This window comes from Rheinheimera sp. UJ51 (assembly GCF_020819615.1).
In the GTDB taxonomy this organism is placed as follows: domain Bacteria; phylum Pseudomonadota; class Gammaproteobacteria; order Enterobacterales; family Alteromonadaceae; genus Alishewanella; species Alishewanella maricola.
In genome coordinates, this window is record NZ_JAJHOG010000001.1 from 21,694 (window position 1) to 47,603 (window position 25,910).

Annotated in this window: 19 protein-coding genes and 3 tRNA genes; 18 read left to right on the forward strand and 4 right to left on the reverse strand. The window is 47.9% G+C overall.

Annotated elements, in window-relative coordinates; all coding sequences use genetic code 11:
* Positions 1-93 precede the first annotated feature (93 nt).
* Both LMJ53_RS00105 and rimO read left to right on the forward strand, forming a co-directional pair.
* On the forward strand, positions 94-606 hold the full coding sequence (locus LMJ53_RS00105) for a DUF1993 domain-containing protein (RefSeq protein ID WP_229584228.1): 513 nt from the start codon (positions 94-96) through the stop codon (positions 604-606).
* A gap of 209 nt (positions 607-815) precedes the next feature.
* Positions 816-2,219 carry a 30S ribosomal protein S12 methylthiotransferase RimO gene (gene rimO, locus LMJ53_RS00110; protein WP_229584229.1) on the forward strand — a complete coding sequence of 468 codons (1,404 nt, stop codon included), beginning with the start codon at positions 816-818 and terminating at the stop codon, positions 2,217-2,219.
* A 71-nt stretch (positions 2,220-2,290) separates the two neighbouring features.
* Here rimO and LMJ53_RS00115 read toward each other — a convergent pair whose 3' ends face one another.
* Both LMJ53_RS00115 and LMJ53_RS00120 read right to left on the reverse strand, forming a co-directional pair.
* Positions 2,291-2,989 (reverse strand): hypothetical protein, encoded by a 699-nt coding sequence (locus tag LMJ53_RS00115; protein ID WP_229584230.1) that lies wholly within the window; start codon positions 2,987-2,989, stop codon positions 2,291-2,293.
* A gap of 115 nt (positions 2,990-3,104) precedes the next feature.
* Positions 3,105-3,818, reverse strand: a complete 714-nt coding sequence (locus tag LMJ53_RS00120) for an RluA family pseudouridine synthase (RefSeq protein ID WP_229584231.1) — start codon at positions 3,816-3,818, stop codon at positions 3,105-3,107.
* A gap of 296 nt (positions 3,819-4,114) precedes the next feature.
* On the opposite strand from LMJ53_RS00120, the gene fusA reads away from it, so the two are divergent.
* The 6 genes from fusA to LMJ53_RS00150 all read left to right on the forward strand — a co-directional run bounded on the left by fusA (position 4,115) and on the right by LMJ53_RS00150 (position 13,455).
* The gene (gene fusA / locus LMJ53_RS00125; protein WP_420778835.1) at positions 4,115-6,220 is read left to right on the forward strand and encodes an elongation factor G; all 2,106 of its coding nucleotides are present in this window, start codon (positions 4,115-4,117) and stop codon (positions 6,218-6,220) included.
* Positions 6,221-6,367: 147 nt separating this feature from the next.
* Positions 6,368-7,828, forward strand: a complete 1,461-nt coding sequence (locus tag LMJ53_RS00130) for a circularly permuted type 2 ATP-grasp protein (RefSeq protein ID WP_229584232.1) — start codon at positions 6,368-6,370, stop codon at positions 7,826-7,828.
* A 3-nt stretch (positions 7,829-7,831) separates the two neighbouring features.
* Entirely contained in the window at positions 7,832-8,803 is a 972-nt protein-coding gene (locus tag LMJ53_RS00135; RefSeq protein ID WP_229584233.1) for an alpha-E domain-containing protein, read from the forward strand.
* A gap of 25 nt (positions 8,804-8,828) precedes the next feature.
* Complete coding sequence (locus LMJ53_RS00140; RefSeq protein ID WP_229584234.1) at positions 8,829-11,195, forward strand: circularly permuted type 2 ATP-grasp protein; 2,367 nt, start codon at positions 8,829-8,831, stop codon at positions 11,193-11,195.
* The gene (locus tag LMJ53_RS00145; protein WP_229584235.1) at positions 11,192-12,073 is read left to right on the forward strand and encodes a transglutaminase family protein; all 882 of its coding nucleotides are present in this window, start codon (positions 11,192-11,194) and stop codon (positions 12,071-12,073) included. The genes LMJ53_RS00140 and LMJ53_RS00145 overlap by 4 nt, the downstream gene beginning before the upstream one ends.
* A 104-nt stretch (positions 12,074-12,177) precedes the next feature.
* On the forward strand, positions 12,178-13,455 hold the full coding sequence (locus tag LMJ53_RS00150; RefSeq protein ID WP_229584236.1) for an acetyl-CoA hydrolase/transferase family protein: 1,278 nt from the start codon (positions 12,178-12,180) through the stop codon (positions 13,453-13,455).
* 32 nt (positions 13,456-13,487) lie between these two features.
* Here the strand turns inward: LMJ53_RS00150 and uvrB are convergent, their stop codons facing one another.
* Positions 13,488-15,503, reverse strand: a complete 2,016-nt coding sequence (gene uvrB / locus LMJ53_RS00155; RefSeq protein ID WP_229584237.1) for an excinuclease ABC subunit UvrB — start codon at positions 15,501-15,503, stop codon at positions 13,488-13,490.
* 11 nt (positions 15,504-15,514) lie between these two features.
* Positions 15,515-16,849 carry an MATE family efflux transporter gene (locus LMJ53_RS00160; protein ID WP_229584238.1) on the reverse strand — a complete coding sequence of 445 codons (1,335 nt, stop codon included), beginning with the start codon at positions 16,847-16,849 and terminating at the stop codon, positions 15,515-15,517.
* 540 nt (positions 16,850-17,389) lie between these two features.
* Between LMJ53_RS00160 and LMJ53_RS00165 the strand changes: the two genes are divergently transcribed.
* The 10 genes from LMJ53_RS00165 to LMJ53_RS00210 all read left to right on the forward strand — a co-directional run bounded on the left by LMJ53_RS00165 (position 17,390) and on the right by LMJ53_RS00210 (position 25,901).
* Positions 17,390-17,466, forward strand: a tRNA-Asn gene (locus LMJ53_RS00165).
* A gap of 28 nt (positions 17,467-17,494) precedes the next feature.
* Positions 17,495-17,571, forward strand: a tRNA-Asn gene (locus LMJ53_RS00170).
* A 21-nt stretch (positions 17,572-17,592) separates the two neighbouring features.
* Positions 17,593-17,669: transfer RNA gene (locus LMJ53_RS00175), tRNA-Asn, on the forward strand.
* A gap of 167 nt (positions 17,670-17,836) precedes the next feature.
* Positions 17,837-19,765 carry an EAL domain-containing protein gene (locus tag LMJ53_RS00180; RefSeq protein WP_229584239.1) on the forward strand — a complete coding sequence of 643 codons (1,929 nt, stop codon included), beginning with the start codon at positions 17,837-17,839 and terminating at the stop codon, positions 19,763-19,765.
* A 139-nt stretch (positions 19,766-19,904) separates the two neighbouring features.
* Entirely contained in the window at positions 19,905-20,489 is a 585-nt protein-coding gene (gene rsxA / locus LMJ53_RS00185) for an electron transport complex subunit RsxA (protein WP_229584240.1), read from the forward strand.
* Positions 20,486-21,037, forward strand: coding sequence for an electron transport complex subunit RsxB (gene rsxB / locus LMJ53_RS00190; RefSeq protein ID WP_226750050.1), 552 nt, complete (start codon positions 20,486-20,488; stop codon positions 21,035-21,037). The genes rsxA and rsxB overlap by 4 nt, the downstream gene beginning before the upstream one ends.
* Before the next feature lie 7 nt (positions 21,038-21,044).
* On the forward strand, positions 21,045-23,519 hold the full coding sequence (rsxC, locus tag LMJ53_RS00195; protein WP_229584241.1) for an electron transport complex subunit RsxC: 2,475 nt from the start codon (positions 21,045-21,047) through the stop codon (positions 23,517-23,519).
* Entirely contained in the window at positions 23,516-24,583 is a 1,068-nt protein-coding gene (gene rsxD / locus LMJ53_RS00200; RefSeq protein WP_229584242.1) for an electron transport complex subunit RsxD, read from the forward strand. Before rsxC ends, rsxD begins: the two co-directional genes overlap by 4 nt.
* Positions 24,580-25,209: an electron transport complex subunit RsxG gene (gene rsxG, locus LMJ53_RS00205; protein WP_229584243.1), complete on the forward strand. Its 630-nt coding sequence runs from the start codon at positions 24,580-24,582 to the stop codon at positions 25,207-25,209. Before rsxD ends, rsxG begins: the two co-directional genes overlap by 4 nt.
* Entirely contained in the window at positions 25,206-25,901 is a 696-nt protein-coding gene (locus LMJ53_RS00210) for an electron transport complex subunit E (RefSeq protein WP_229584244.1), read from the forward strand. Before rsxG ends, LMJ53_RS00210 begins: the two co-directional genes overlap by 4 nt.
* The last annotated feature ends 9 nt before the right edge of the window (positions 25,902-25,910 follow it).

The following is a 25,910-nucleotide window of genomic DNA, read 5'->3' on the forward strand; positions in this document are numbered from 1 at the left end:
CGTGACGGATATTGGCAAAACCGCAACCAATACCAACTGACCATTTAAGCTGTTCTATCACACTGATTATTAACCCAGCCCGAGGCCAACCCCATGTATTTTCAATTGAGCATTACCCAAGCCACTAAAATGTTGCATAACTTACAGCACATCTTAGACAAAAGCAGCGCTTATGCGCTTAGCAAAAAAATTGATATGAGCGTGCTGTTAAATGCGCGTTTAGCGCCTGACCAATTTCCGTTGATCCGCCAAGTACAAATTGCCTGTGATACCGCTAAGCTCGGTGCCGCGCGCTTGACCAACCAAGTCGAAAATGCACCTAAGCATGCCGATGACGAAAGTACACTTGAGCAACTGACGCAGCGCATCAATGACACTGTCGCGTACTTAGCCAGCTTTAAAGAAGCCGACTTTGCCAGCGCCGCCACGCAGCACGTCAGCCAGCCACGTTGGGAAGGAAAATACCTGACCGGTGAAGCATTTTTAATGCAACATGTACTGCCTAATTTGTATTTTCATATCACCACGGCTTACGCCATTTTGCGCCATAACGGTGTGGATGTGGGTAAAAAAGACTATTTAGGCGCGATGCCTTACAAAGTTTAACACCCCCTCCTCGATCATGCGGGCGATGCCCGTATGATCTTATTTCATCCGCAACGCCTTTGCGCATCAATAAAGCCGGCTTCGCCTTATTTTCCGCTGCAATAACTGACACCAGTGTTCATTTTTTGGTCAGCAACCCCTGTAACTTTGCTACGTATCAGGTATAATCCGCCGACTTTTTTCAGGCAACGCCCAATCTAAGAGACACTATGACTGTTCAAACCTTTGATCCAAGCCAAACCACGACCCTCGATACGCCTCGCAAAAGCCTGACCGAGCAAGCCGGCAGCGCACACAAGGGCAATAACACCATTGGCTTTGTGAGCTTAGGCTGTCCAAAAAACTTGGTCGATTCTGAGCGGATCCTAACGCAATTAAAAGCAGAAGGTTATAACATCGTACCCAGCTATGATGATGCCCAGTTAGTTATTGTAAACACCTGCGGCTTTATTGATTCGGCCGTACAAGAGTCACTGGAAACCATCGGCGAAGCTTTAGCCGAAAACGGTAATGTGATTGTCACCGGCTGTTTGGGCGCGCGCGAAGATGAAATTCGTCAAGTGCACCCGAACGTGCTGGGCATTACTGGGCCGCACAGTTATGAAAACGTGTTAAAGCAAGTTCACGAGTTTGTACCCAAGCCAAAATACGATCCCTTCACCATGCTGGTACCGGATCACGGGGTTAAACTTACCCCTAAACACTATGCCTATTTAAAAATTTCGGAAGGTTGTAATCACCGCTGTACCTTCTGCATTATTCCATCAATGCGCGGTGATTTAGTCAGCCGGCCGGTGGGTGAAGTGTTAGATGAAGCGCAGCGCTTAAAAAATGCGGGCGTAAAAGAGCTGCTGATCATCTCGCAAGACACCAGCGCTTATGGCGTAGATGTGAAACACCGCACTGGCTTTTGGAATGGCCAACCGGTGAAAACCTCGATGCAGTCACTGTGTGAAGCGCTTGGTGAAATGGGCATTTGGGTACGTTTGCACTACGTTTATCCTTACCCGCATGTTGACGATATTATCCCGTTAATGGCTGAGGGTAAGGTGTTACCTTATTTAGATATCCCGTTTCAACATGCCAGCCCACGCATCTTAAAACTGATGAAGCGCCCAGGCCAAGCCGAACGTGTATTAGAGCGCATTAAAAAATGGCGGGCAATCTGCCCAGAGCTGACCATCCGTTCAACCTTTATTGTCGGCTTCCCGGGTGAAACCGAAGAAGATTTCCAAATGTTACTTGACTGGTTAGATGAAGCGCAGCTTGATCGCGTAGGTTGTTTTAAATACAGCCCGGTCGAAGGTGCTAAAGCCAATGAGCTTGCAGACCCTGTGCCACAAGCGGTAATGGACGAGCGTTACGATCGCTTTATGTTAAAACAACAAGCGATTAGTGCGGCGCGGTTACAAGCGAAAGTGGGCAAAACCATTAAAGTACTGATTGATGAAGTTGACGCAGAAGGCGCTATTGGCCGCAGTTTTGCTGATGCGCCAGAAATTGATGGTGCGGTGTATTTAAACGGTTTAACTAACGTCAAACCTGGCGATCTGATTGATGCAGTAGTAGACGAAGCCGATGAATATGACTTGTGGGCGTCAATAGCAGAATAATTTTTTGCAGATGTGAAAAATAGTAACAGGCAGCTTCGGCTGCCTGTTTTTTTGTGCATGACGCACCACGATTAGCGAAACAATGTAAATAGCTCTGCCATATACTCAGCCGCAGCCTCTGCTGTGGTAAATTGCGCCGCTTTTGCCCCTTCAATTTTTAATGTATATAAATAACGGGGCGTTAGCGCGCGAGCAAACCACAGCCCATCTTCAGCTTTTTGCGCATCACTACCAATACAAATTCTATGACGCGGGGTGTGAGCTTGATAAGTAGCATGCCATAGCGGTAAGCCCGTCTGCTCTAAATAATTTAGGCAGTTGCGATAAAGCTGTAATTGCAAATCAATGTTGGCTTGCAGCGCTTTTTTAAAAAAAGCTTTTTGAGTGGTATCCGCCTCAGCCCGATCCCAGCGTTGCAAAGCGGGCATCACATCCAGCCCTAAAGCCGTTACCGAAAACGTCCAAACGCTCTGTTGATCAGCACTCATAAAAGTTGAAGTCGCTGTAGGTAACACCGCATCACAATCCAAATAGTGCTCGCTAATCGCTTCATCATTTAAGGCGTTAGGCAACAACGTAAATAAATCAGTAAAATGAGGGCAATCTATTAATAGGGTGTTTTCATCCGCCGTTGGCGAATCGTCACTGTAGGTTTCATTTATGGCTAGCGGCTGTTCAGACGGCTCGCCCAAACTTTGTGTATTATTTGCCTCAGAACAGGCGACCAACCACAGCAAAGTCCACAACCACCCCATTTTGTTCATCGTCATGCTTTTTCTCATCGGCAAAGTTATTTTGTCGTTTTAGTATTAAGCATCTTTAGCGAAATTCAACTTAACCAAAGACTAAATTTTATTTGCTTACCGCAGCAGGCCTAATGCACGCTTAAAATGGACTTGGACAATGCCAATGCATGGGCTGCAAGCGTGTGGGATGCTCAAAGTCGATATCACTGGCATGCAGTAATAAACGCTCAGCCATCTGCTCACTTTGTGTGTTGTGATATAAATCACAACCTAAAATAGGATGACCAATACTCTGACTATGAATGCGTAACTGGTGGGTTCGCCCGGTGTGTGGCGTAAACGCCACTAGGCTTCGCGGTGGATCATTTAACCGTTTAAGCACTCGAAATTGACTCAGAGCGGCCTTACCGGTATCCGCACACATTCTGACTCGCCCAAAACCGTGTTTATCTTTGACTATCGCCGCACTAATCATGCCTTCGTCCGCCGTTAGCCAACCGTCTAGCATCGCCATATAGCGTTTTTGCACGGCTCTTTTTTGAAACTGTTGGTTTAAATGCTGGGTAGCCTGCTCTGTTAGCGCCACCAACATTATACCTGAAGTGCCGTAATCTAGGCGGTGCGGCAATTTAGCTTGCGCAAATGCGGGGCTGATGCCCTGCTGACCATTTACTAAACGGTAATGCACCGAATCCCAATTAAGTGGGTTTTTACCCGATAAACTGAATAAACCACTGGGTTTGTTGATCACTAACATGTCTGCATCTTGATATAAAATATCAACACTCGCCGCACAGGGTTTGGCAACAAAGTGATCCATCAGACTGTCGTTTGAACGGGTACTGTTTGACATGGCGCTTTCTCAGCTCACTGGAGCATCGTGATAAATAGCTTAGTGATGGTAACCCACTGGCTGTCGAGGCGATACGGCTGATTGCTGCTAGCGCACACCGTTATTGAAAATTTGCCCTAAAATTTAGCGCATTATAAAAGCCGATTAGCGTCATGTCTTTGCTGTTACTGAAAAAGTCTGTAACTGTCAGTTGACAGTATCAGTAAAGAAATTAGCCGGTGACAATAATTTTTTCTGCAAAACATTTAAAAATCCTGTATATTGTCGCACTATTTTCAAACCCCTAGCTTATAGAGATGACTATGTCAGCAGATTTATCCTTATACAGAAACATTGGTATCTTCGCCCACGTTGATGCCGGCAAAACCACTACTACCGAACGTATCCTGAAACTGACCGGTAAAATCCATAAGTTAGGCGAAGTTCACGAAGGTGAATCAACTACCGACTTCATGGAACAAGAAGCCGAGCGCGGTATTACTATCCAGTCAGCAGCGGTTAGCTGTTTTTGGAAAGGCTACCGTTTCAACGTTATCGATACCCCGGGACACGTTGACTTCACTGTTGAAGTATATCGTTCATTAAAAGTATTAGACGGCGGTGTTGGCGTATTCTGTGGTTCTGGTGGTGTTGAGCCGCAATCAGAAACTAACTGGCGTTATGCTAACGACGCTGAAGTATCACGTCTGATCTTCGTTAACAAGCTTGACCGTATCGGCGCTGATTTCATCCGCGTAACTGAACAAGTTAAGAAAGTGTTAGGTGCTAAGCCATTAATCATGGTGTTACCTATCGGTCGCGAAGACACCTTTAAAGGTGTAGTTGACCTGTTAACTGAAAAAGCGTACATCTGGGATGAAACGGGTTTACCAGAAAACTACACCATTACTGATATTCCAGCTGACATGGCTGATGACGTTGCGATGTATCGTGAACAGTTAATCGAAACTGCTGTTGAGCAAGACGATGACCTGTTAATGGCCTACATGGAAGGCGAACAGCCTTCATTAGAAGACATTAAGCGTTGTATCCGTAAAGGTACTCGTGATTTAGCCTTCTTCCCAACTTACTGTGGTTCTGCTTTCAAAAACAAAGGCATGCAATTACTGTTAGACGCCGTTGTTGATTACTTACCGTCACCAACTGAAGTTATTCCTCAGCCACTGACTGACGAAGAAGGTAACGAAACGGGTAATTCTGCTATCGTCTCTCCAGATGAGCCATTCCGCGCGTTAGCGTTCAAAATCATGGATGACCGTTTTGGCGCCTTGACTTTCGTGCGTATCTACTCTGGCGTATTGAACAAAGGCGACACCATCCTTAACTCATTCACGGGTAAAACCGAGCGTATCGGCCGTATGGTTGAGATGCAAGCAAACGATCGTACTGACCTGACTACTGCGCAAGCCGGTGATATCATTGCTATCGTTGGTATGAAAAACAACACGCAAACAGGCCACACGCTGTGTGATCCGAAGCACCCATGTACCCTTGAGCCAATGGTATTCCCAGAGCCAGTAATCTCTATCTCTGTTACACCAAAAGATAAAGGTTCAGTTGAGAAGATGGGTATCGCTATCGGTAAGATGGTTGCTGAAGATCCAACGTTCCGTGTTGAAACCGATGTTGATTCTGGTGAAACCATCCTAAAAGGTATGGGTGAATTACACTTAGATATCAAAGTAGACATCTTAAAGCGTACTTACGGTGTTGAATTAGTTGTAGGTCAACCACAGGTTGCTTACCGCGAAACCATTACCCGTGAAATCGAAGATAGCTACACGCACAAGAAGCAATCTGGTGGTTCAGGTCAGTACGGTAAAATCGACTACCGCATCCGTCCGGGCGAGCAAAACTCTGGCTTCAAGTTCGTTTCTACTGTAGTAGGTGGTAGCGTACCAAAAGAATTTATGCCAGCCATCGAGAAAGGCTTTGCCTCTATGATGTCTACCGGTACTTTAGCGGGCTTCCCAGTATTAGACGTAGAAGTTGAAGTATTCGACGGTGGTTTCCACGCCGTTGACTCATCAGCCATCGCGTTTGAAATCGCGGCTAAAGGTGCATTCCGTCAGTCAATCCCGAAAGCAGGCGCACAACTGCTTGAGCCAATCATGAAAGTTGACGTGTTCACGCCGGAAGATCACGTAGGTGATGTTATCGGTGACTTAAACCGTCGTCGTGGCATGATCTCTGGTCAAGAAGCGGGTGTAACAGGCGTTCGTATCAAAGCTGACGTACCATTGTCAGAAATGTTCGGTTACATCAGTACATTACGTACGATGACATCAGGTCGTGGTCAGTTCTCTATGGAGTTCTCGCACTACTCACCGTGTCCATCTAACGTAGCGGAAGCCGTCATCGCTAAAGAAAAAGAAAAGAAAGCTGCTGCTGCTAAAAACTAAGCTGTAAGCGCATAAAAAGCCCCGCTGGTGAAAACCGCGGGGCTTTTTTTATACTTGTGCTCGCGCTGGCATAAGCTTTGCTATGCTTCTTGTACAAACTAAAGCGATAGCCCGTTGCTATCGGCTCAGAAGTGCAAGGAGCTGTGCATGAGTCTGGAAAATTTTACCGGGGGCCGCTACCCCCTTTTAAAAAATTGTTTTGATGAATTAGTCGCTACCGATGGAAGTGCCAGACCGCCCGCCTCTGCCATTGCCCGCTTTATTGCTAAACATGGTGATTTAGAACTGTGCAAAAGACAACTACAACTAAATCAAACGATTAGCGATATGGGGGTGTGCTTTACCTTGTATGCAGACGGGGCGAATATCGACCGCGCTTGGCCATTAGATGTGATCCCACGTACCATTCCAAGCTCGGAATGGCAACGCACTAGCGCCGGTTTAAAACAACGCTTAGCTGCACTTAATCTGTTTATTGATGATTTATACAACGAGCAGAAAATCCTCAAACAAGGCATTGTGCCGGCAGAATTAATACTCGACTCTAAAAACTTTCTTGCACCATGTCAGGGCGTATCACCGATCCATGGTGTCTGGGCAAACATTTGTGGCACCGATTTGGTGCGTGATGAGCATGGCCAATTTTTAGTGTTAGAAGATAACCTACGAGTACCCTCAGGGGTGTCTTACATGCTGGAAAACCGCACCGTGATGAAACGCGTGTTTCCCGAATTGTTCGCCGACTCTACTATTGTGCCGGTGGATGATTATCCCGCGCAATTGTGGCAAATGCTGGCATCATTATCGCCACGAGGAGAACATGTTCCGCCTTGCATCGTGGTACTCACGCCCGGTATTTATAACTCAGCTTACTTTGAACACAGCTTTTTAGCACAACAAATGGGCGTAGAGTTGGCTGAAAACCATGATTTATTTGTTGAAGATGACCGCGTCTGGCTAAAAACGCTGCGTGGCAAACGCCAAGTTGATGTGATCTACCGTCGAATCGATGACATTTTTATCGATCCGCAAGCCTTTAGGCCCGATTCCGTGTTGGGGATCCCAGGATTGATTGCCGTTTGGCGCAAAGGCTTGGTGGCCATTGCCAATGCACCGGGTTCAGGGGTGGCCGATGATAAAGTGATTTATTCGTTCGTGCCGAAGATTATTCAGTATTATCTGGGTGAAGAGCCGCTGCTACAAAATGTCGAAACCTACTTGTGCCAAGATCCCTTGCAACGCAGCTTTGTGTTAGCCAATTTAGATAAACTGGTGGTGAAACCCGCAAACGAGTCTGGCGGTTACGGTATTTTAATTGGCCCTCGTGCCAGCCAAAGCGAGCGCGATGAGATGGCCATGGCCATTAAAACCAACCCACGTAATTTTATTGCCCAGCCCACACTCAACCTGTCAACAGCACCAACGCTTTGTGAGGGGATGTTAGAACCACGCCATTTAGATCTTCGCCCCTTTATCTTACAAGGTGCCGATTTGTATTGCTCCACTGGCGGTTTAAGCCGTGTCGCACTGACCAGGGGCTCTTTGGTCGTTAATTCTTCACAAGGTGGCGGTAGTAAAGACACCTGGATCATCAATGATGAGGGCTAAGCAATGTTAGCAAGATCCGTAGAAAATATATTTTGGTTAGGCCGTTATTTAGAACGGCTCGACGATACTGCTCGTTTAGTCAATGCCACCAGCCACTTACTGATCGACAGCCATAAAGATACTGAGTTTGGCTGGCCGGTGTTACTCGAGGTAATGGGACAAGACAGTGCGAAGGTACTGGCCAGTTATGGCTTAGAGCATCAAAATCGGCAACAATTAGCGCAAATTGAACAAGCGGTGATGCAACACCTGATCAGCAATATCGACAGCCCCGTTTCTATCCGTAATGCCTGCAGTCAGTTACGTTATAACGCCCGAACAATTCGACAATTATTGCCGCGTGATATGTGGGAAGAGCTGAATAAACTCGACAGTTTCGTCCAGCAGCAATGTGTGGAAACGTTCAGTCGCCAGCAGCGCTATCAATTGATGACCGAAATCAGTCGCCGCTGTCAGATGGTCATTGGCACCTTAGATAGCGTAATGTTACGCGGTGATGCTTTTGATCTCTTTACTATTGGTCGTCATTTAGAGCGTGCGGATATGGTGACGCGGATCATGGACGTGATGGTGCTGCAAACCTTACAACCCACGCAGTTAAAACGGCCACGTTTTCGTTGGATCTCCATTCTAAATGCCTTGGGCGGAGCGGAATCCTATCAATATTATATCGCCAATAATCTGGCTGGGGCGGCTGCCGATGCCATTGATTATCTGTTATGCTATGCCGATTTTCCACGCTCAGTAAGTTATTGTCTGCACCGCATTGCGGCCTCAGGCAAAGCCTTACCGAATAGCCCGGCCATCTTGCAGCAAGTGCATCAATTACAGCATTTGATCACCGAGCAAGCGGTTACCGAGTTAAGTACTGTACAGTTGCATCAACTGATTGACCAGATCCAAACCGGCATTATTGACTCGCATCAGGTTCTGCTCAATATCGCCACAGCTGAGCAGCAACCATTAACCGCCTAGCGCCATCGCGCTTGCAGGAGTAGCCGTGCCAGCAGTGAATGCACCGCCAAGCTCAACCGAACAGCTTTTGGCGTGGTTTGCTAAGTTTCCTTTAGCGCTGCGTAGCCGTTGGTATGATGATATTCAACATCAGCTACGCGAAAATGGCGCAAACTTTGATCGTTGGCAAAAACCAGGGCGCAAACTTGATTTGTATCCGTGGTTAATCAGTACGGCAGATTGGCAACAGGTGCAGGCTGGTATCGCGCAGCGCCATCAATTACTCGCCTTGATCCTGCAAGATCTGTATGGGCCGCAGCAGTTAGTACAAAGCGGGATTATTCCCGCAGAACTCCTGTTTTCCAACCCGCAGTTTCTGTTTGAAAGTGCCAGCTTAGTGCAGCAACCTGAACAATGGCTACCGCTACTGGCAACCGATTTAGGCTTTGATCATCATGGTCAGATTTGCGCCTTTGCCGACAGCTGTAAGGCCCCTGCTGGCTTAGGTTTTGCACTAGAACATCGTTTAGCATTAAAGCAGAGTATTCCTGAGCTGCAACAACTGCGCGCTAAAGCTCATCTGTCTGGTTTTTTTCGGCAGCTACGTTTCTTTTTACAACAACAAGGCAATGGCATTGCGGCTATCTTAACTCATGGCGCGCGCGATGAAGCCTACTTTGAGCAAGCCTTTTTAGCCAACTATCTAGATTTAGCTTTGGTGCATGGTGCCGATCTGATGTTTAGCGAACAACGCATCTGGTTAAAAACACTCAGCGGTTTGCAACCGGTCAGTGCCTTGATGCGCTTTTTAGATGATCGTTTAACCGATCCGCTGGAACTTGACAGTGAAGGTGCTGGCGTAGCCGGGCTGTTACACAGTATTCGGCAACAGCAACTGTTTTGTGCCAACCCTCCCGGCACCGCGTTATTGGATAGCGGTATTTTGTTACCGTTTTTAACGGCCGCAGCCGATTATTTCTGGCAACAGCCGCTGTTGCTCAATACCGTGCAAGCGTATTGGTGCAAAGAAGCGCAACCCTTGCAGCAGGTGCTAAAAAACCCGGAGCAATTTTTACTGCATGACCTATCCGCGCAGCAGCAATATGCGGCAGATAACACCTGCGCCTTATTGCAGCGCCCTGCCGATTTTATTGCGCGGCAAAAATTGTCGTTACACATGCAGCCTTGCTATGATCAGCAAAACCCAACATGGCAATTGCCCGCGGTGCTTAGAACCTTTAGTTTGTACCAATCGAATCAAGCCCCGCTGCTGCTGCCTGGCGGTTTTGCGCGTTTAGGCGAGCTGAGTCAAATTCAATTACCGGTTATTGCCCAAGATGGCTCAGAGTTAAGTAAGGATGTCTGGGTGCTGGGCGTGGATCAACCCACAGAATCTTTACTGCAACCGAGCTACAACTCAATGCCGTTATCACGTGAAGCGGGCTTGCTGCCCAGTCGCGTCGCTGAGCATTTATTTTGGTTAGGTCGTTATAACGAGCGTTTAAACTTATTAATTCGGGCACTGCGGGTGGCGCTGCCGTTATTGCACCCTACTCAAACCAATCAAACTGAACAACAGCTCTATTGCTTTATCGATTTTTGTTTGTTGGCTAATGGCAGCCCTCCGCGCCAAGCCAATGAGCCCATTAGTGTTGCACTGGCGCAACTGTTCTCACCAGATAATCCGCTGAGTGTCATCGGCTTACTGAAAAATTTGATTTACAACGCGCAATCTGTGCGTGAGTACTTTAGTGAAGATACCTGGCTGTTACTCGATAAGTTACAAGCCACCGTCTATCAATGGCCGCAAACGCCAGACTTACAGCAGCCCATGACCATTATTTATCTATTAGATGAGATGGTATTACTACAAACCGCGATTTATGGCCTGAATAACGAAACGATGAGTCGCACCCAAGCATTGCGTTTTATGGATATTGGCCAGCACCTCGAGCGCGCGTTACAAACCAGTTTATTGTTGCAGCGTATTTACAGCCAAGATTTACCCTCTGCCGGCGTGATGGAAGCCTTATTACGCATGGCCGATACGTTGATGACCTATCGACGGCGCTACCGCTCAGAGCTCAACCCGATGGCAATTTTAGACTTACTGCTACTCGATACTACGACACCGCGCTCTGTCGGCTATCAAATCAGTCGATTACATCGACAAACGCGAGCCTTACCGGAATTAAACAGTGCGGATCGGCAGCATTTACCCGTGCTGACCACGGAGCTCAGCCAACTATTAGAACAAGTCAGTACCCAACAATTAGATGCTAATTATCCGTCTTGTTTAACCTTGCACGCGCAGCTTGGCCAGTTACAGTATTTGTTACGGCAACTGTCGAATGAATTATCGCTGTGTTACTTTACCCATGCGCATCGAAGCAGTCCTTGGTCCATGTCATGAATTACCAGCTTAAGCACCTTACCGAATATCAATACGAACATGCTGTAGCGAACAGTTACAACCTCGCGTGTTTAATGCCGCGGCAATTACCCTATCAACACGTTAGCCAGGCCAGTGTCCGTTTAACGCCCGATCTGGGACACATCAGCCAATATCAAGATTACTTTGGTAATACCCGACATTTAATTCATTTACAGCCCCCCCATCAACAACTAAAAGTATGCAGTGAAGCCTTAGTTGAGGTGTTACCGCGCCACAACAGTGCCTTACTCGACAGCGGCAGCGGTGTGGACATGCCACAGCTACAACATTATTTAAATAGCAACCTGTCAGCCGCGGCCATGCAAGCCAAACTGTTTTGCCAAGCCAGTAAGCTCGCTCCGTTTTTAACTGAAACCGCCGCGCTGTTACCGCCGTTACGCGCCCCTAAGCAAACCCTGTTGCAATTAGTAGAATGTTTAAACCAGTATATCTTTGAGAATTTTATCTACACGGCGGGCTTTACTACCGTTGTCACCCCCCTTACCGAGGTGCTACAACATCGGCGCGGCGTTTGCCAAGATTTTGCCCAGTTAGCCATCAGTTGCCTGCGGGCAAATGGCATCCCTTGTCGCTATGTCAGTGGTTATCTCGAAACACAACCACCACCTGGACAAGCACGATTGCAAGGCGCAGACGCCTCACATGCGTGGTTTGCGGTGTTTGATCCAGAGCTCGGCTGGATTGATTTTGATCCGACCAATAACGTATTGCCGTGCCAGCAACATCTGACCTTGGCTTTTGGTCGTGATTATGCCGATGTGGTGCCATTAAAAGGCGTAGTGCAAGGCAGTGGCGCCCATCAATTACAGGTCGCGGTGGATGTGATCCCGTGCTAAGTTAATGGCCTCTTTGCTCTGCACTGGCGCATACTCACGCAACTCAGGGATGTAACCCAGCACACGCCAGCGCAGTGAGCAGTTTTCAGCCAACGGAGTTCTCGATGCGCGTCACCACCGCCGAACAGGCCCTCAGTATTTTGCAAGATAACGATACTATTTGGTGTCAGTCGATGGCGGCAACACCCTATTTTTTATTACACGCTTTAGCCACAGTGGCGTTATCCCGGCGCAATCTTACCTTATTACAATTACATACCGAGCACAGCGAAGTATTGTGCGCACCGGAACTGAGCGGTCATTTACGTCAGCGGGCTTTTTTTGTGGGGAGCAGTACTCGCCAGGCCGTGCAATGTGGCTTAGCCGATTATGTCCCAATATTTTTATCTGAAATTCCCAAATTATTTCGAAGCGGCGAACAACCGCTTGATGCGGTGTTGATCCAGGTTTCTCCGCCAGATAAACATGGCTACTGCAGTTTAGGGATCTCGGTAGAAGCAACGCGTGCCGCCCTACAAATGGCCAAACGCGTGATCGCCTGGATCAATCCGTTAATGCCCAGAACCCACGGTGACTCTTTTGTGCATCTGAGTCGATTTGACCGTTATGTTGAGCACAGCGCCCCGCTACCGCAACATTTGCCCGTGCCGCTGGATGCCATTACCCAGCAAATTGGCCAACATGTCGCCAGCTTGATCCGCGACGGCGATTGTTTACAACTGGGTATTGGCGCCATACCCGATGCCACCCTAGCCTGTTTAGGCCAACATCAGCATTTAGGTATTCATACCGAAATGTTTTCCGATGGGGTGCTACCGCTTATCCAAACGGGCGTCATTAATAATCAGCGTAAACGCAAACATCGCGGTAAAATTGTTACTACCTTTGCAATGGGCTCTCAAGCCTTGTACGACTATGTGGATGACAACCCCGAAGTGGTCTTTTTAGATGTCGAGTACACTAACGATACCGCGGTTATTCGGCAAAACCCGCAAGTGGTCGCGATTAATAGCGCTTTACAAGTCGATTTAAGCGGTCAAGTGTGTGCCGATTCGCTGGGCACCAAAATTTACTCTGGCGTGGGCGGGCAAATGGATTTTGTGCGTGGCGCGAGTTTATCCGAAGGGGGGCGCGCGATTATCGCTCTACCCGCTACCGCAGCGGGCGGCACAGTATCACGCATCAGCAGTGTATTGGCCCCCGGTGCGGGAGTGGTTACCACCCGCGCTCATGTTAACTATATTGTCACCGAATACGGTATTGCTCAGCTTCGCGGTAAAAGTTTAACTGAACGTGCCAAGGCGCTGATTGACATCGCGGCGCCCGCTTTTCAAGAACGCCTGGCGCAGCAAGCCTGGGATGATTGGCGCTTAAAAGTGTAAGCGCCGTTAAGGAAAGCGACAGACGCAAGGGTTTAGCTTTCTGGTAACTCAAGCAAGCGCTGTTTGATTTTATGCACCTGATCACGCAGCGCTGCCGCTTGTTCAAACTCGAGATCCCGGGCATGTTGCAGCATCTTTTGTTCCAGCTGTTTAATTTCAGCCTGCATTTGATAAGGCGTTTTGCCTTTAAAGAAAGCTTTCGTTTCAGCTACTTGGCGCAATACAATATTTTTGGTTTGTGGCGATTGCCCCAGATCCATCACATCGGCTACTTTCTTCAGAATCGCCTTGGGCGAAATACCATGCTCAGCGTTAAAGGCAAGTTGTTTATCGCGACGACGATCCGTTTCATCAATCGCTTTGCGCATAGAATTGGTAATGCGATCAGCATATAAAATCGCCCGACCTGCTAAGTTTCGCGCCGCACGACCAATGGTTTGAATTAATGAGCGCTCTGAGCGTAAAAAACCTTCTTTATCTGCATCAAGAATGGCCACTAATGACACCTCAGGAATATCCAGACCTTCTCGCAGCAAGTTGATGCCCACCAAAACATCGAAGATCCCTAAGCGTAAATCACGAATAATTTCCATGCGCTCGACGGTATCGATATCAGAGTGTAAATAACGCACACGAATACCATGTTCACTTAAGTACTCGGTAAGATCTTCCGCCATCTTTTTGGTCAGGGTTGTCACCAGCACCCGCTCTTGTCGCGCAGCGCGCTGCATCGCTTCCGACATTAAATCATCAACTTGCGTCGCGACGGGGCGAATTTCAATAATCGGATCAACCAAGCCCGTTGGCCGCACCACCTGCTCAATTACTTCGCCATGAGAGTGTTCTAACTCATAAGCCGCCGGTGTGGCCGAAACATAGATGCGCTGCGGTGCGATCATTTCAAACTCTTCGAACTTCAGCGGCCGGTTATCTAAAGCAGAAGGTAAGCGAAAACCATAGTTAACCAAGTTTTCTTTCCGTGACCGGTCGCCCTTATACATCGCGCCAATTTGCGAAATAGTGACGTGCGACTCGTCAATAAACATTAAACCATCGTCTGGAAAATATTCCAGTAAGGTCGGTGGTGGTGCACCATCACCACGGCCGGATAAATAGCGCGAATAGTTTTCAATACCCGAGCAATAGCCTAATTCAATCATCATTTCGATATCAAACTGCGTGCGCTGCGCTAAGCGCTGCTCTTCAACCAGTTTATTGGCACTGAGTAACTGCTGACGACGCTCAGCAAGGTCAACCTTGATTTGCTCTACGGCTTTTAGAATCGTCTCTCTGGGTGTGACATAGTGCGTTTTAGGATAGATGGTATAGCGCGTGACAATTTTTTCCACCGCACCGGTGAGCGGGTCGAATAAACTGATGCGTTCAATTTCTTCATCAAATAATTCGATACGAACAGCAATCTCTTCCGACTCTGCCGGAAACACATCAATCACATCACCGCGTACCCGATAAGTGGCACGCTCAAAGGCCAGATCGTTTCGGCTGTATTGCAGTTCGGCCAAGCGCCGTAAAATAAAGCGCTGGTCAATAATATCGCCTTGCTTTAAATGCAACAGCATTTGCATATAAGACTGCGGATCGCCCAAACCATAAATGGCCGACACCGACGCGATAATCACCACATCACGACGCTCCATCAGCGCTTTGGTCGCAGACAGGCGCATTTGCTCGATATGCTCATTTATCGACGCATCTTTTTCAATAAAGGTATCCGTCGAGGGTACATAGGCTTCAGGCTGATAATAATCATAATAAGAAACAAAATATTCGACGGCATTATGCGGGAAAAACGCTTTCATCTCGCCGTAAAGCTGCGCGGCGAGTGTTTTATTGTGCGCCATAATCAGCGTCGGTCGGCCCACTTGAGCAATCACATTGGCCATCGTAAAGGTTTTACCTGAGCCGGTGACACCTAATAACGTTTGATGCGCTAGGCCACTTTCTAAGCCGCTGACCAACTTTTCGATCGCGCCAGGTTGATCGCCAGCCGGTTGATAATCTGATACCAGTTCAAAAGCACGTGACATGGTGTTTCCTATTACAAATAGCGTTGCTGCACTCGGTTAAACCAATAATAAGCCACGGCAGCCGTGAGCAAATTAGCAAGAATGCATCCGATAAAAATGCCGACCACGCCAAACATAACGCCGCCAAGCCAAGCAAGGGGTACATAGCAAACAAACAAACGGATCACGCTAAGTACTACGGCTTTCGCCGGTAAATGCAACGCATTAAAAGAAGAATTGGTTAAAATGATGATGCCTTGTAAGCCATAAGCCAAAGGCATCAGCCAGATAAACCAACGTAAATAACTGGCGACTTGCGGATTATCCGTGAACATAGCGGCAATCGGATAAGCCAGTAGCGCTAAGATAAGATAAATACCGGCTTGCCAAAACATCACAAAGCGACAACATAACTGATAAGCCTCTTTGACACGATCAAAACGCGATGCCCCAAAGTTTTGGCTAATCACCGGCGGCAGGGTCATCGATAACGCCAACACCACTAACGAAGCGATACTTTCAATCCGTGCCCCCACGCCAAAGGCCGCAACGGCTTCTGGACCATAAGTTGCCATAATCGCCGTGAGAACCGCCATCGCCACCGGCGTCAGCATGTTGGCGCCAGCAGCCGGTAGACCAATATGCAAAATTTTACGACAGATCTGACGAAACAATCCCCAAGGTAATATCCAAGCCGTTAATAAACCGCGCTTAACACTGAGCCAATATAAAATAAACACAAAGCCGGCTAACCAAGAGATGACCGTCGCAATAGCAGCCCCACTGATCCCCATAGCAGGAATAGGGCCAATACCAAAAATCAGGATCGGATCCAAAATGGCATTAATCACACCGCTGCCGGCCATCACTAAACTGGGGATCTTTGTATCACCGGCCGCGCGTAAAATGGCATTGCCGACCATCGGTGTCACTAATAAAATCGACCCCGCCAGCCAAATCAGCATGTAGCGTTCAATGTAAGCAAAGATCTCTGGCGTCGCCCCCAACAAAAAAAACAGCGGCTCTAACAACAGATAGCCCAGCAAGGCGAGAATACTGACTAAAATCGCCGACAGCCATAATGCCGCTAAACTGTCGGCCCGCGCCGTGTCGGTATGCCCTGCCCCCAGTGCTTTGGCAATAATGGCCGAAGTACCAATGCTTAAACCAATCGCTAAACTGATTAAGGTAAAGGTAACCGGAAAGGTAAAACTGATTGCCGCCAGCTGTTGAGTTCCCAGTAAGCTAATAAAAAAGGTATCGACCAGGTTAAAACTCATTAGCGTCAACATCCCGCCCATCACTGGCCAAGTCAGACGTTTTAATAAGGGAGCCATGCTGGCTGTTAACAGTGGATTCGTGCTCATCAAAGATAACTGCTTCTTACGATGTCAGAAAAGTCAGCCTCTATTGTAGAGAAAAGCGCGAGTCAGCACCATGCTCGTCGTCGAATAAGCCAAATTACCGGTTAAGTGGCATAAATGACCTGAAACTCACAAAAACAGTGCACAATGGCAAGCGGATCGGACAGACAGTAAACAAAAACTGCACTGAAAAAGCACAATCTGCATAAAAAATCATAAACCACTGAAATTTAACAAAAAAGATTTTTATCGCAAAGCTATTGACCACGATGAAATTAAGCAATGACAAGGCTTTGCTCGATTAAGCAACCAATCATTCACAGAGTTATCCACAGCTTTAGTGGATAACTCTACACAAGGCTTATTGGCTATGGTGTTGCGGTCATTGCCATCTGAATGACCAGTCATCGTTCGTTGATTCGTACTGAAAATGTGCATTTTGGCGAAACTATATGCAAGTAAACCACTTCTGTAAAAATCAGCTCTGCAAAGTGTTGACAGTCTCCTAAGGTGGCATTAGTATTGCGCCCCGTTGAATGCTGTTCCCTAGTAGCTCAGTTGGTTAGAGCGGCGGACTGTTAATCCGTAGGTCACTGGTTCGAGTCCAGTCTGGGGAGCCAACAGCAACTTCAACGAATGTATCACCCTTCCCTAGTAGCTCAGTTGGTTAGAGCGGCGGACTGTTAATCCGTAGGTCACTGGTTCGAGTCCAGTCTGGGGAGCCAAATCTCTGCACATCTTTTTGTTCCCTAGTAGCTCAGTTGGTTAGAGCGGCGGACTGTTAATCCGTAGGTCACTGGTTCGAGTCCAGTCTGGGGAGCCACAATTTTCTGTTATACTCCTTTTACCCCCTGTGTTTTATAATCTGACATTTGCGTGTTATTTATTTATTTATAAAGATTTTTTTGCTTTAATAGGCACAGTGAGTTGCGTGATAAAAGCCACATTTGCGCTTTTATAATGGATGCAATATTGATTGGTGGTCTGGGAATGATGAAAAACTTTCGAACGTTACTTACAGCACAGTTAGTCTCTGCGACTCTGCTAGTTATTGTCTTGCTGGTCGGTTTCCTCTATTACGGCAAGAACCTACTCATTTTAGAAGAAAATACGGCCAAACTTGCCATAGAACAAACTATCGCAACCCATGTTACCGCAGATGGTAAATCATTAAGCCGTCAACTGGACCGCAGCTTTAAGTTAAAAAGCCTGCAAGTCAGACGTTTAGATGGCACCATTTTATATGAACAAAGCAATAATGCTTATCAAACCAGCTTTATTAGTCAGCTGTTGGCGCTAGCCGGTAAAGCAGACGATACCGTGACCATTAAAGATGAACAACAAGACGTGCTGGTGCGTTATGAGTTAGATCACCGCGCCACCTTAAAAGGCATGCAATATTTTTTATTCGTGCTGGTTGCCAGCCCTTTTATTCTGTTTATGTTGCCAGTGCTCATTATCAAAAATAGTTTACAACGCAAATATCGTCGTATCTCGAGAGTGGTTAATGAGACCATCGAAGCGTTCTTATCAGACAATAAACAAACAAAAGCAGAAAACAGTCAACTCCCCGCTGAATTTTCTGAAATCAGTATTTCATTACGTAAGTTAGCGCAATATACCTCGCAACAAGCTGAAAAAATGAAAGCCGATGCCCAACTGATTGCAGAAGAAGCCTATAAAGATACGGTGACAGGCCTGCCGAACCGTAATCGCTTTGTACAAAATTATGAAGAGCATTTTAATAATACCAGCCAAGCCAACTATGGTATTTTTGGTATTACCCGCTGTACCGAATTACAAAGCATTAACCAAACCCGTGGCTTCCATGAGGGTGATCAATACATTAAAGAAGTGGCAGAAATTCTTAAACGGGTAATAGCAACCTATCGCGATAGCAAGTTATTCCGTTTAAATGGTTCTGACTTTGGTATTTTAATGCCCAAAGTGACCCCTAAAGAAGCAGAAAACTTTGCCCTGCAATTACAAAGCCGCTTTAATGAGTTTCAAAAACTGTCTGAACTTGACTCGGTGGCTTACACCGGTTTAGTGAGCTATGAAAATGGCAAAGCCTTAGGTGAGTTATTGGCCAGTGCCGATACCGCTATCAGTTTAGCGCAAACTAAACAGCCGAATGCCTGGCACTTACAAAAAGAAAGCAGTGGCTTAGACAGTGCGGGTAACAGTTACGGCAATCAAAATTGGCGTAATGTGATTGACGATGTGATCGCAAATAATCGGTTAGTGTTATTAGTTCAACATATCATGCCGTCTTCGCGCGCAGCTAAAGCCTATTCCGAAATTTTGGTGCGCTTTAAGACGCATGAAGAGCAAACGCTGCCTACGGCTTCTTTCTTAGCCATGGCAGAGAAACTGGACAAAATTATTGCCATTGACCGCTTAATTGTTGAAACCTCTTTGACAATGATCAAAACCAAAAGCATGCATGACCAGTATTTTGGTATAAATCTCTCGCCACGCAGTGTGCATGATGATCAATTTGTTATCTGGTTAGAACGGCGCTTGCTAAAAGATGCCAATATTGCCGCTAAATTGGTGTTTGAAGTCAGCGAATTTGGCTTACAACAAAATCTGAAAACCAGTAAACGTTTTATCGACATGTTACATCGTGCTGGTTCACGTATTACCGTTGAGAAATTTGGTGTAGGTATTACCTCATTTAAATTCTTCCGCGATTTAAAACCCGATTATGTGAAAATGGATGGCAGCTACACCCGCCATATCAATGAAGATAAAAACAATCAGTATTTTATGCGGTTAATGATCGATTTGGCACACCGCATTGGTGTGGGTGTGTTTGCTGAAAGCGTTGAAACGCAGGAAGAAAAACACATGCTGGAATCGTTGTTTATTGATGGCAACCAAGGCTATTACATCGGCAAACCTAGCCCCATGTAATACCCCATGCCGTGTCGCGGCTGCCAGCATAGTTTTACAGTTAAGGGCTTCTGCATAGCAAAAGCCCTTACTTTTATCAGGTTGTATGCCATACAGGCTAACGGCATAATACGCGCTGAGAACCCTATAACGTAACCCTATGACTGAATTTTTATTACTCCTTGTAAGTACAGTATTGGTCAATAACTTTGTCCTGGTTAAATTTCTTGGGCTCTGCCCCTTTATGGGCGTGTCGGGCAAGTTAGAAACCGCCATCGGTATGTCTTTAGCGACCACCTTTGTACTGACACTGGCTTCTATCAGTAGCTATCTTGTTGACAGCTATATACTCGCGCCGTTAGATCTGTTGTATTTACGAACCCTGAGCTTTATTTTGGTGATTGCCGTGGTCGTGCAATTTACCGAAATGGTCGTGCACAAAACGAGCCCTAATTTATATCGGTTATTGGGCATCTTTTTACCGCTGATCACCACTAACTGTGCGGTATTAGGTGTGGCTTTATTAAATGTTAATGCACGGCATAATTTTATTAATTCCGCATTATATGGCTTTGGCGCTGCCGCAGGCTTTTCGTTAGTGTTGATCTTATTTGCCGCTATGCGTGAGCGTTTAGCCGCAGCCGATGTGCCGGTACCTTTTAAGGGGGCGGCCATTGCGATGATCACCGCAGGTTTAATGTCGCTGGCCTTTATGGGCTTTAGTGGCTTGGTGAAGTCGGTATGACCATTATTACCGCACTCATCGCACTGGGTGTACTGGCGTTATTGTTCGGTGCTTTACTCGGCTATTCGGCTATCCGCTTTAAAGTGGAAAGCGACCCCTTGGTCGAGCAAATAGATGACATTTTACCGCAAACGCAGTGTGGTCAATGTGGCTATCCTGGCTGTCGCCCCTATGCTGAAGCGATTGCAAATGGCGATGACATTAACAAATGCCCACCGGGTGGCGATGCCACTATAAAAAAACTGTCCGAGCTGATGGGCGTTGAAGCGAAACCGTTAAATGCCGCGCAAGAGCCTGCGGTAAAACGTGTGGCCTTTATTCGCGAAGATGAGTGCATTGGCTGTACCAAATGTATTCAAGCCTGCCCCGTCGATGCCATTGTTGGCGCGTCAAAATTAATGCATACCGTACTGGTTGATGAATGTACGGGCTGTGATCTGTGTGTTGAACCTTGCCCGGTTGATTGTATTGATATGATCCCTGTTCCGGTGACCGCTGAGCGCTGGAAATGGGATTTACAGGCAATCCCGGTAAAAGTGGTGGAGTAACCCAACGGTGCCAAGTTTATTTAAACAAATTCAAGCCGGCGCGCTATGGGACTTTCATGGTGGTGTGCATCCCCCCAGGCGTAAAGCGGTAACCAGCGAAAAGCCGATCATCAGCATGTCGCTTCCCGAGCGCCTGTACATTCCACTGCGCCAACATATTGGTGTTGCGGGTCAATTGCTGGTGGAGGTGGGTGAACGCGTGCTCAAAGGCCAAGCGCTCACCGCTGCCAATAACTCCATGACGGTGCCCGTGCACGCGCCGACTTCGGGAATGATTATCGCCATTACCGATCACACCAGCCCACATCCATCGGCCTTACCTGAAAGCGTCATCGTCATTGAGCCAGATGGCTTAGAAGAGTGGCGTGAGCGAGAGCCGCTGAACTTTGCCACAGCGGACACCCAGACCCTTTTAGAGCGCATTCAAGACAGCGGTATTGCTGGTATGGGCGGTGCGGGCTTCCCCACCCATATTAAAGCGGGCTTGCACCAACCGGTCGATTATTTAATTATCAACGCCGTTGAATGCGAACCCTATATCACCGCTGATGATGCCCTGATGCAAGAAGCGCCAACGACCATCGTCAAAGGCATTGATATTCTGTGCAAGCTGCTCAATCCTAAAGCCGTATTAATTGGTATTGAAGCCGATAAGCCGATTGCGGCAGCCGGTATGCGCGCGGCATGTAGCCAACGCGAACATTACTATGTTCGAGAAGTGCCGGTTAAGTACCCCTCCGGCGGTGAAAAGCAACTGATCCAATTACTGACTAACAAAGAAGTGCCAGCGGGCCGTCGCCCTGCCGACATCGGTATTGTGATGCAGAATATCGGCACCGCCTTTGCTATCGCGCAAGCGGTGTTAGACGATCATCCGTTAATTTCGCGTATTGTTACCGTCACCGGGGAAACCTTGCAGCGGCCACAAAATGTGCAGGCGTTAATCGGCACACCTGTTGCGGCCTTATTAGATTTTTGTGGTTATCAGGCCGAATTGGAACAAAAAGTGATTATGGGCGGGCCGATGATGGGTTTTACCCTACCCGACTTAGCCGTGCCCGTTGTAAAAACCACTAACTGCATTTTAGCGCCCAGCCATACCGAATTACCCAACGCAGGGCCAGAACTAGATTGCATACGTTGTAGCGCTTGTGCTGATGCTTGCCCCGCCACCTTATTACCACAACAATTGCTGTGGTATAGCAAAGCCAAAGATCATGACAAACTCAAAGAGTATAATCTGGCCGATTGTATTGAATGCGGTGCCTGCGCTTACGTCTGTCCCAGTGAAATCCCGTTGGTGCAGTATTACCGTATTGCCAAAGCCGAGATCCGTGAGCAGCAGCGCGAAGCACTAAAAGCCGAACAAGCAAAAGCGCGTTTTGAAGCACGCAATGCCAGGCTGGAGGCGGAAAAACAAGCACGCCTGGCTAAAAATCAACAGCTGGCTGCGGCACGGCAACAGTCTCAACAACAAAATGCCGGCAGCAATACGGTTGCCGCAGCACTTGAGCGCATTAAAGCCAAACAGCAAAACGCTACCGAAACAGCACAGCGTTCGCATGCGGATATCGTGGCTGAACGCGAAGTGAAAAAACAACAAGCGCGCGCGTACCAAGCTCAACAAGCCGCGGCAACACATACCGATGCCGAGTCTGGCGCGCAAAGTCAGTCAACAAGCCAAAATCTCGACGCCACGTCCACCGATCCACGCCAAGCCGCAGTCGCAGCGGCTATTGCGCGAGCCAAAGCACGGCAACAACAACATACCACTGAGCCTGCTCAGACTGCACAGAATCGTGCAAGCGCACCAGCGGTAACTGACAGCCAAGCCACACAAAACCATGCTGATAAGGCACCAAGCCAAGATGATCCGCGTAAAGCCGCGGTTGCTGCCGCTTTAGCTCGGGCTAAAGCACGTAAACAACAGCAAGGCGCGGAAGCTGAACAAAACAGCGCTTTAGACAACAATGGTGAGGCCGCCGCTAGCAGCGAGGCTGCAGCAGATAAGGCGTCAAGCCATGACGACCCGCGTAAAGCTGCCGTTGCCGCCGCTTTAGCACGCGCCAAAGCACGTAAACAGCAGCAGGGCGCGGAAGCTGAACAAAACAGCGCTTTAGACAACAATGGTGAGGCCGCCGCTAGCAGCGAGGCTGCAGCAGATAAGGCGTCAAGCCATGACGACCCGCGTAAAGCTGCCGTTGCCGCCGCTTTAGCACGCGCCAAAGCACGTAAACAGCAGCAGGCCGCGGAAGCTGAACAAAACCATGCTACAGAAAACAATGGTGAGGCAGCCGCTAGCAGCGAGGCTGCAGCAGATAAGGCGCCAAGCCAAGACGACCCGCGTAAAGCCGCGGTTGCCGCCGCTTTAGCACGCGCTAAAGCCCGTAAACAACAAGCCGCTGCCGATACGAGGTCTGCCTCTGAGCACGACGAGAAGGCCCAGGCTGAATTAGCGAAAACAAAAGGTGACTCTGCATGAGTTTTAAAATTGCCAGTTCGCCGCATCATCACAATCGACGTAGTACGGCCAGCTTAATGCAGTTGGTGGCGATTGCCTGTATTCCGGGGATCGCCGTACAAGCCGTGTTTTTTGGTTATGGTGTGCTCGTGCAATTGGTGTTGGCGATTGCGACCGCCTGGTTGGCAGAGGCAATGATATTAAGCTTGCGCCACAAAGCCATCAGACCGCGCTTAATGGATCACAGTGCTTTAGTGACAGCCGTGTTGCTCGCTGTGGCTATCCCACCTTTTGCGCCTTGGTGGTTAATTGTTATTGGCACCGCTTTTGCCATCATCATGGTCAAACAGCTGTATGGCGGTTTAGGGCATAATCTGTTTAATCCGGCCATGGCAGCCTATGTCATGTTATTAATATCCTTCCCGGTACAGATGACACAGTGGCTACCGCCATTGCCCTTACAATCGGTAACCATTAGCCCATTAGATGCCATTTGTACCATCTTTACCCAATTTAGCTGCGGTGGCTTTAGTTTAAGCCAGATGCAACTTAGCGTGGATGGCATCACCCTAGCCACACCACTGGATACCCTACGTACTGATCTGGCTCAAGGCTTAACCTTAACCGAAAGCTGGCAAAGCCCAGTTTATTTAAGCTTTGCCGGCTCAGGCTGGTTATGGGTCAATTTAGCCTACCTCGCCGGAGGCTTATTTTTACTCCAGCAAAAAGTCATTACGTGGCGCATTCCGGTGGCAGTTCTGGCCAGCTTGTTTGTGTTGACTATGCTGAGTTGGTTAGCTTCACCGGATGCTTTTGCCAGCCCGCTGTTTCATTTATTTAGCGGTGGCACCATGTTAGCCGCCTTTTTTATCGCCACCGATCCTGTGTCGGCCTCTACCACCGATCGGGGGCGTTTATGGTACGGGGCGTTAATTGGCCTATTAATTTATTTAATCCGCAGCTTTGGCGGTTATCCTGATGCGGTTGCTTTCGCGGTGTTACTGGCCAATATGTGTGTGCCGCTGATCGACTATTACACTCGTCCGCGTACTTATGGCCACAAAGCCAAAGGAGCAACCAAATGATCCGTATGGTCAGTAAAAATGCCATAGCCCTAGCGCTGGTTGCGGTTATTTGTGTGGTCATTTTAGGCAGTTTACATTTATTAACGCAGCCCAAAATTGCCGAGCAGCGTCGCTTAAGCCAGCTGGCGATCCTCAGTGAAGTGTTACCTGAAGTACAGCAAACGCGGGCATTGTTGGCCAATTGTACGCTGGTTAATGCACCAGACGAGCTTGGCGGTAAGGCGCAGCGCGTGTATCGTTGGCAAGAAGATGACCAACTTCGTGCCTATGTGCTTGATGTCACCGCTCCAGACGGTTACAGCGGTAATATTGAGCTTATTGTTGCGATTAGCCCAACCGGTACCGTGCTAGGTACGCGCGTTTTAAACCATCAGGAAACACCGGGCTTAGGTGATAAAATTGAAACCAGACGCAGTAACTGGATCTACAGTTTCAGTGGCAAAGCCGCCACACCTGCTGAGGCTAAGCACTGGGCCGTTAAAAAAGATGGCGGCGATTTTGATCAATTTACGGGTGCAACCATTACGCCGCGCGCCGTGATTAACGCCGTGTATCGGGCCGCTAGCTATGTGCAGCAGCACCCTGAACTGGCCCGTGCCGCCACAAATTGTGAGTTAACCCCATGAGCCTATTTAAAGAACTGACGCTACAAGGATTATGGAAAAACAACCCTGGCTTAGTGCAATTATTGGGGCTTTGCCCGTTACTCGCGGTGACCAACACCGTGATCAATGCGCTGGGTTTAGGCTTGGCAACCTTGTTAGTGTTACTCGGCTCGAATATCGTGGTGTCGTCAATCCGTAGCCACGTGCCTAATGAAATTCGTATCCCGATTTTTGTGATGATTATCGCCACCTTTGTAACTGCCGTGCAATTGCTGATGAATGCGTTTACCTTTGGTTTGTATCAATCTTTGGGTATTTTTATTCCGCTGATTGTCACCAACTGCGCCATTATTGGCCGGGCAGAAGCCTTTGCTTCAAAAAATGCAGTACTGCCCTCAGCGCTAGATGCACTGATGATGGGGTTAGGTTTTTTATTGGTGTTACTGGTGTTAGGCGCTCTACGTGAAATCTTAGGTCAAGGCAGTTTATTTGCCGGGGCTGATTTATTATTAGGCAGTTGGGCTAGCGGCTTACATTTACAGTTATTTCAAAGCGATAGTCATTTTTTACTGGCGATACTCCCGCCAGGCGCATTTATTGGTATGGGCTTACTTATCGCATTAAAAAATAGTATCGATCAGCATTACGCCAGTAAAAAAGTAGTCAATAAAGGGGATATTGCTCGGGCCCGCGTGACCGGCAGCCCACAATAACCAGAGCGA

Coding starts and splice junctions, on each gene's coding strand:
- rsxG (WP_229584243.1), top strand. CDS start 24,580: ATGATCCGTATGGTCAGTAAAAATGCCATAGCCCTAGCGCTGGTTGCG.
- LMJ53_RS00130 (WP_229584232.1), top strand. CDS start 6,368: ATGAGTCTGGAAAATTTTACCGGGGGCCGCTACCCCCTTTTAAAAAAT.
- LMJ53_RS00150 (WP_229584236.1), top strand. CDS start 12,178: ATGCGCGTCACCACCGCCGAACAGGCCCTCAGTATTTTGCAAGATAAC.
- LMJ53_RS00135 (WP_229584233.1), top strand. CDS start 7,832: ATGTTAGCAAGATCCGTAGAAAATATATTTTGGTTAGGCCGTTATTTA.
- uvrB (WP_229584237.1), bottom strand. CDS start 15,503: ATGTCACGTGCTTTTGAACTGGTATCAGATTATCAACCGGCTGGCGAT.
- LMJ53_RS00210 (WP_229584244.1), top strand. CDS start 25,206: ATGAGCCTATTTAAAGAACTGACGCTACAAGGATTATGGAAAAACAAC.
- LMJ53_RS00160 (WP_229584238.1), bottom strand. CDS start 16,849: ATGAGCACGAATCCACTGTTAACAGCCAGCATGGCTCCCTTATTAAAA.
- rsxD (WP_229584242.1), top strand. CDS start 23,516: ATGAGTTTTAAAATTGCCAGTTCGCCGCATCATCACAATCGACGTAGT.
- fusA (WP_420778835.1), top strand. CDS start 4,115: ATGACTATGTCAGCAGATTTATCCTTATACAGAAACATTGGTATCTTC.
- LMJ53_RS00105 (WP_229584228.1), top strand. CDS start 94: ATGTATTTTCAATTGAGCATTACCCAAGCCACTAAAATGTTGCATAAC.
- rsxA (WP_229584240.1), top strand. CDS start 19,905: ATGACTGAATTTTTATTACTCCTTGTAAGTACAGTATTGGTCAATAAC.
- LMJ53_RS00120 (WP_229584231.1), bottom strand. CDS start 3,818: ATGTCAAACAGTACCCGTTCAAACGACAGTCTGATGGATCACTTTGTT.
- rsxB (WP_226750050.1), top strand. CDS start 20,486: ATGACCATTATTACCGCACTCATCGCACTGGGTGTACTGGCGTTATTG.
- LMJ53_RS00115 (WP_229584230.1), bottom strand. CDS start 2,989: ATGACGATGAACAAAATGGGGTGGTTGTGGACTTTGCTGTGGTTGGTC.
- rimO (WP_229584229.1), top strand. CDS start 816: ATGACTGTTCAAACCTTTGATCCAAGCCAAACCACGACCCTCGATACG.
- LMJ53_RS00180 (WP_229584239.1), top strand. CDS start 17,837: ATGATGAAAAACTTTCGAACGTTACTTACAGCACAGTTAGTCTCTGCG.
- LMJ53_RS00145 (WP_229584235.1), top strand. CDS start 11,192: ATGAATTACCAGCTTAAGCACCTTACCGAATATCAATACGAACATGCT.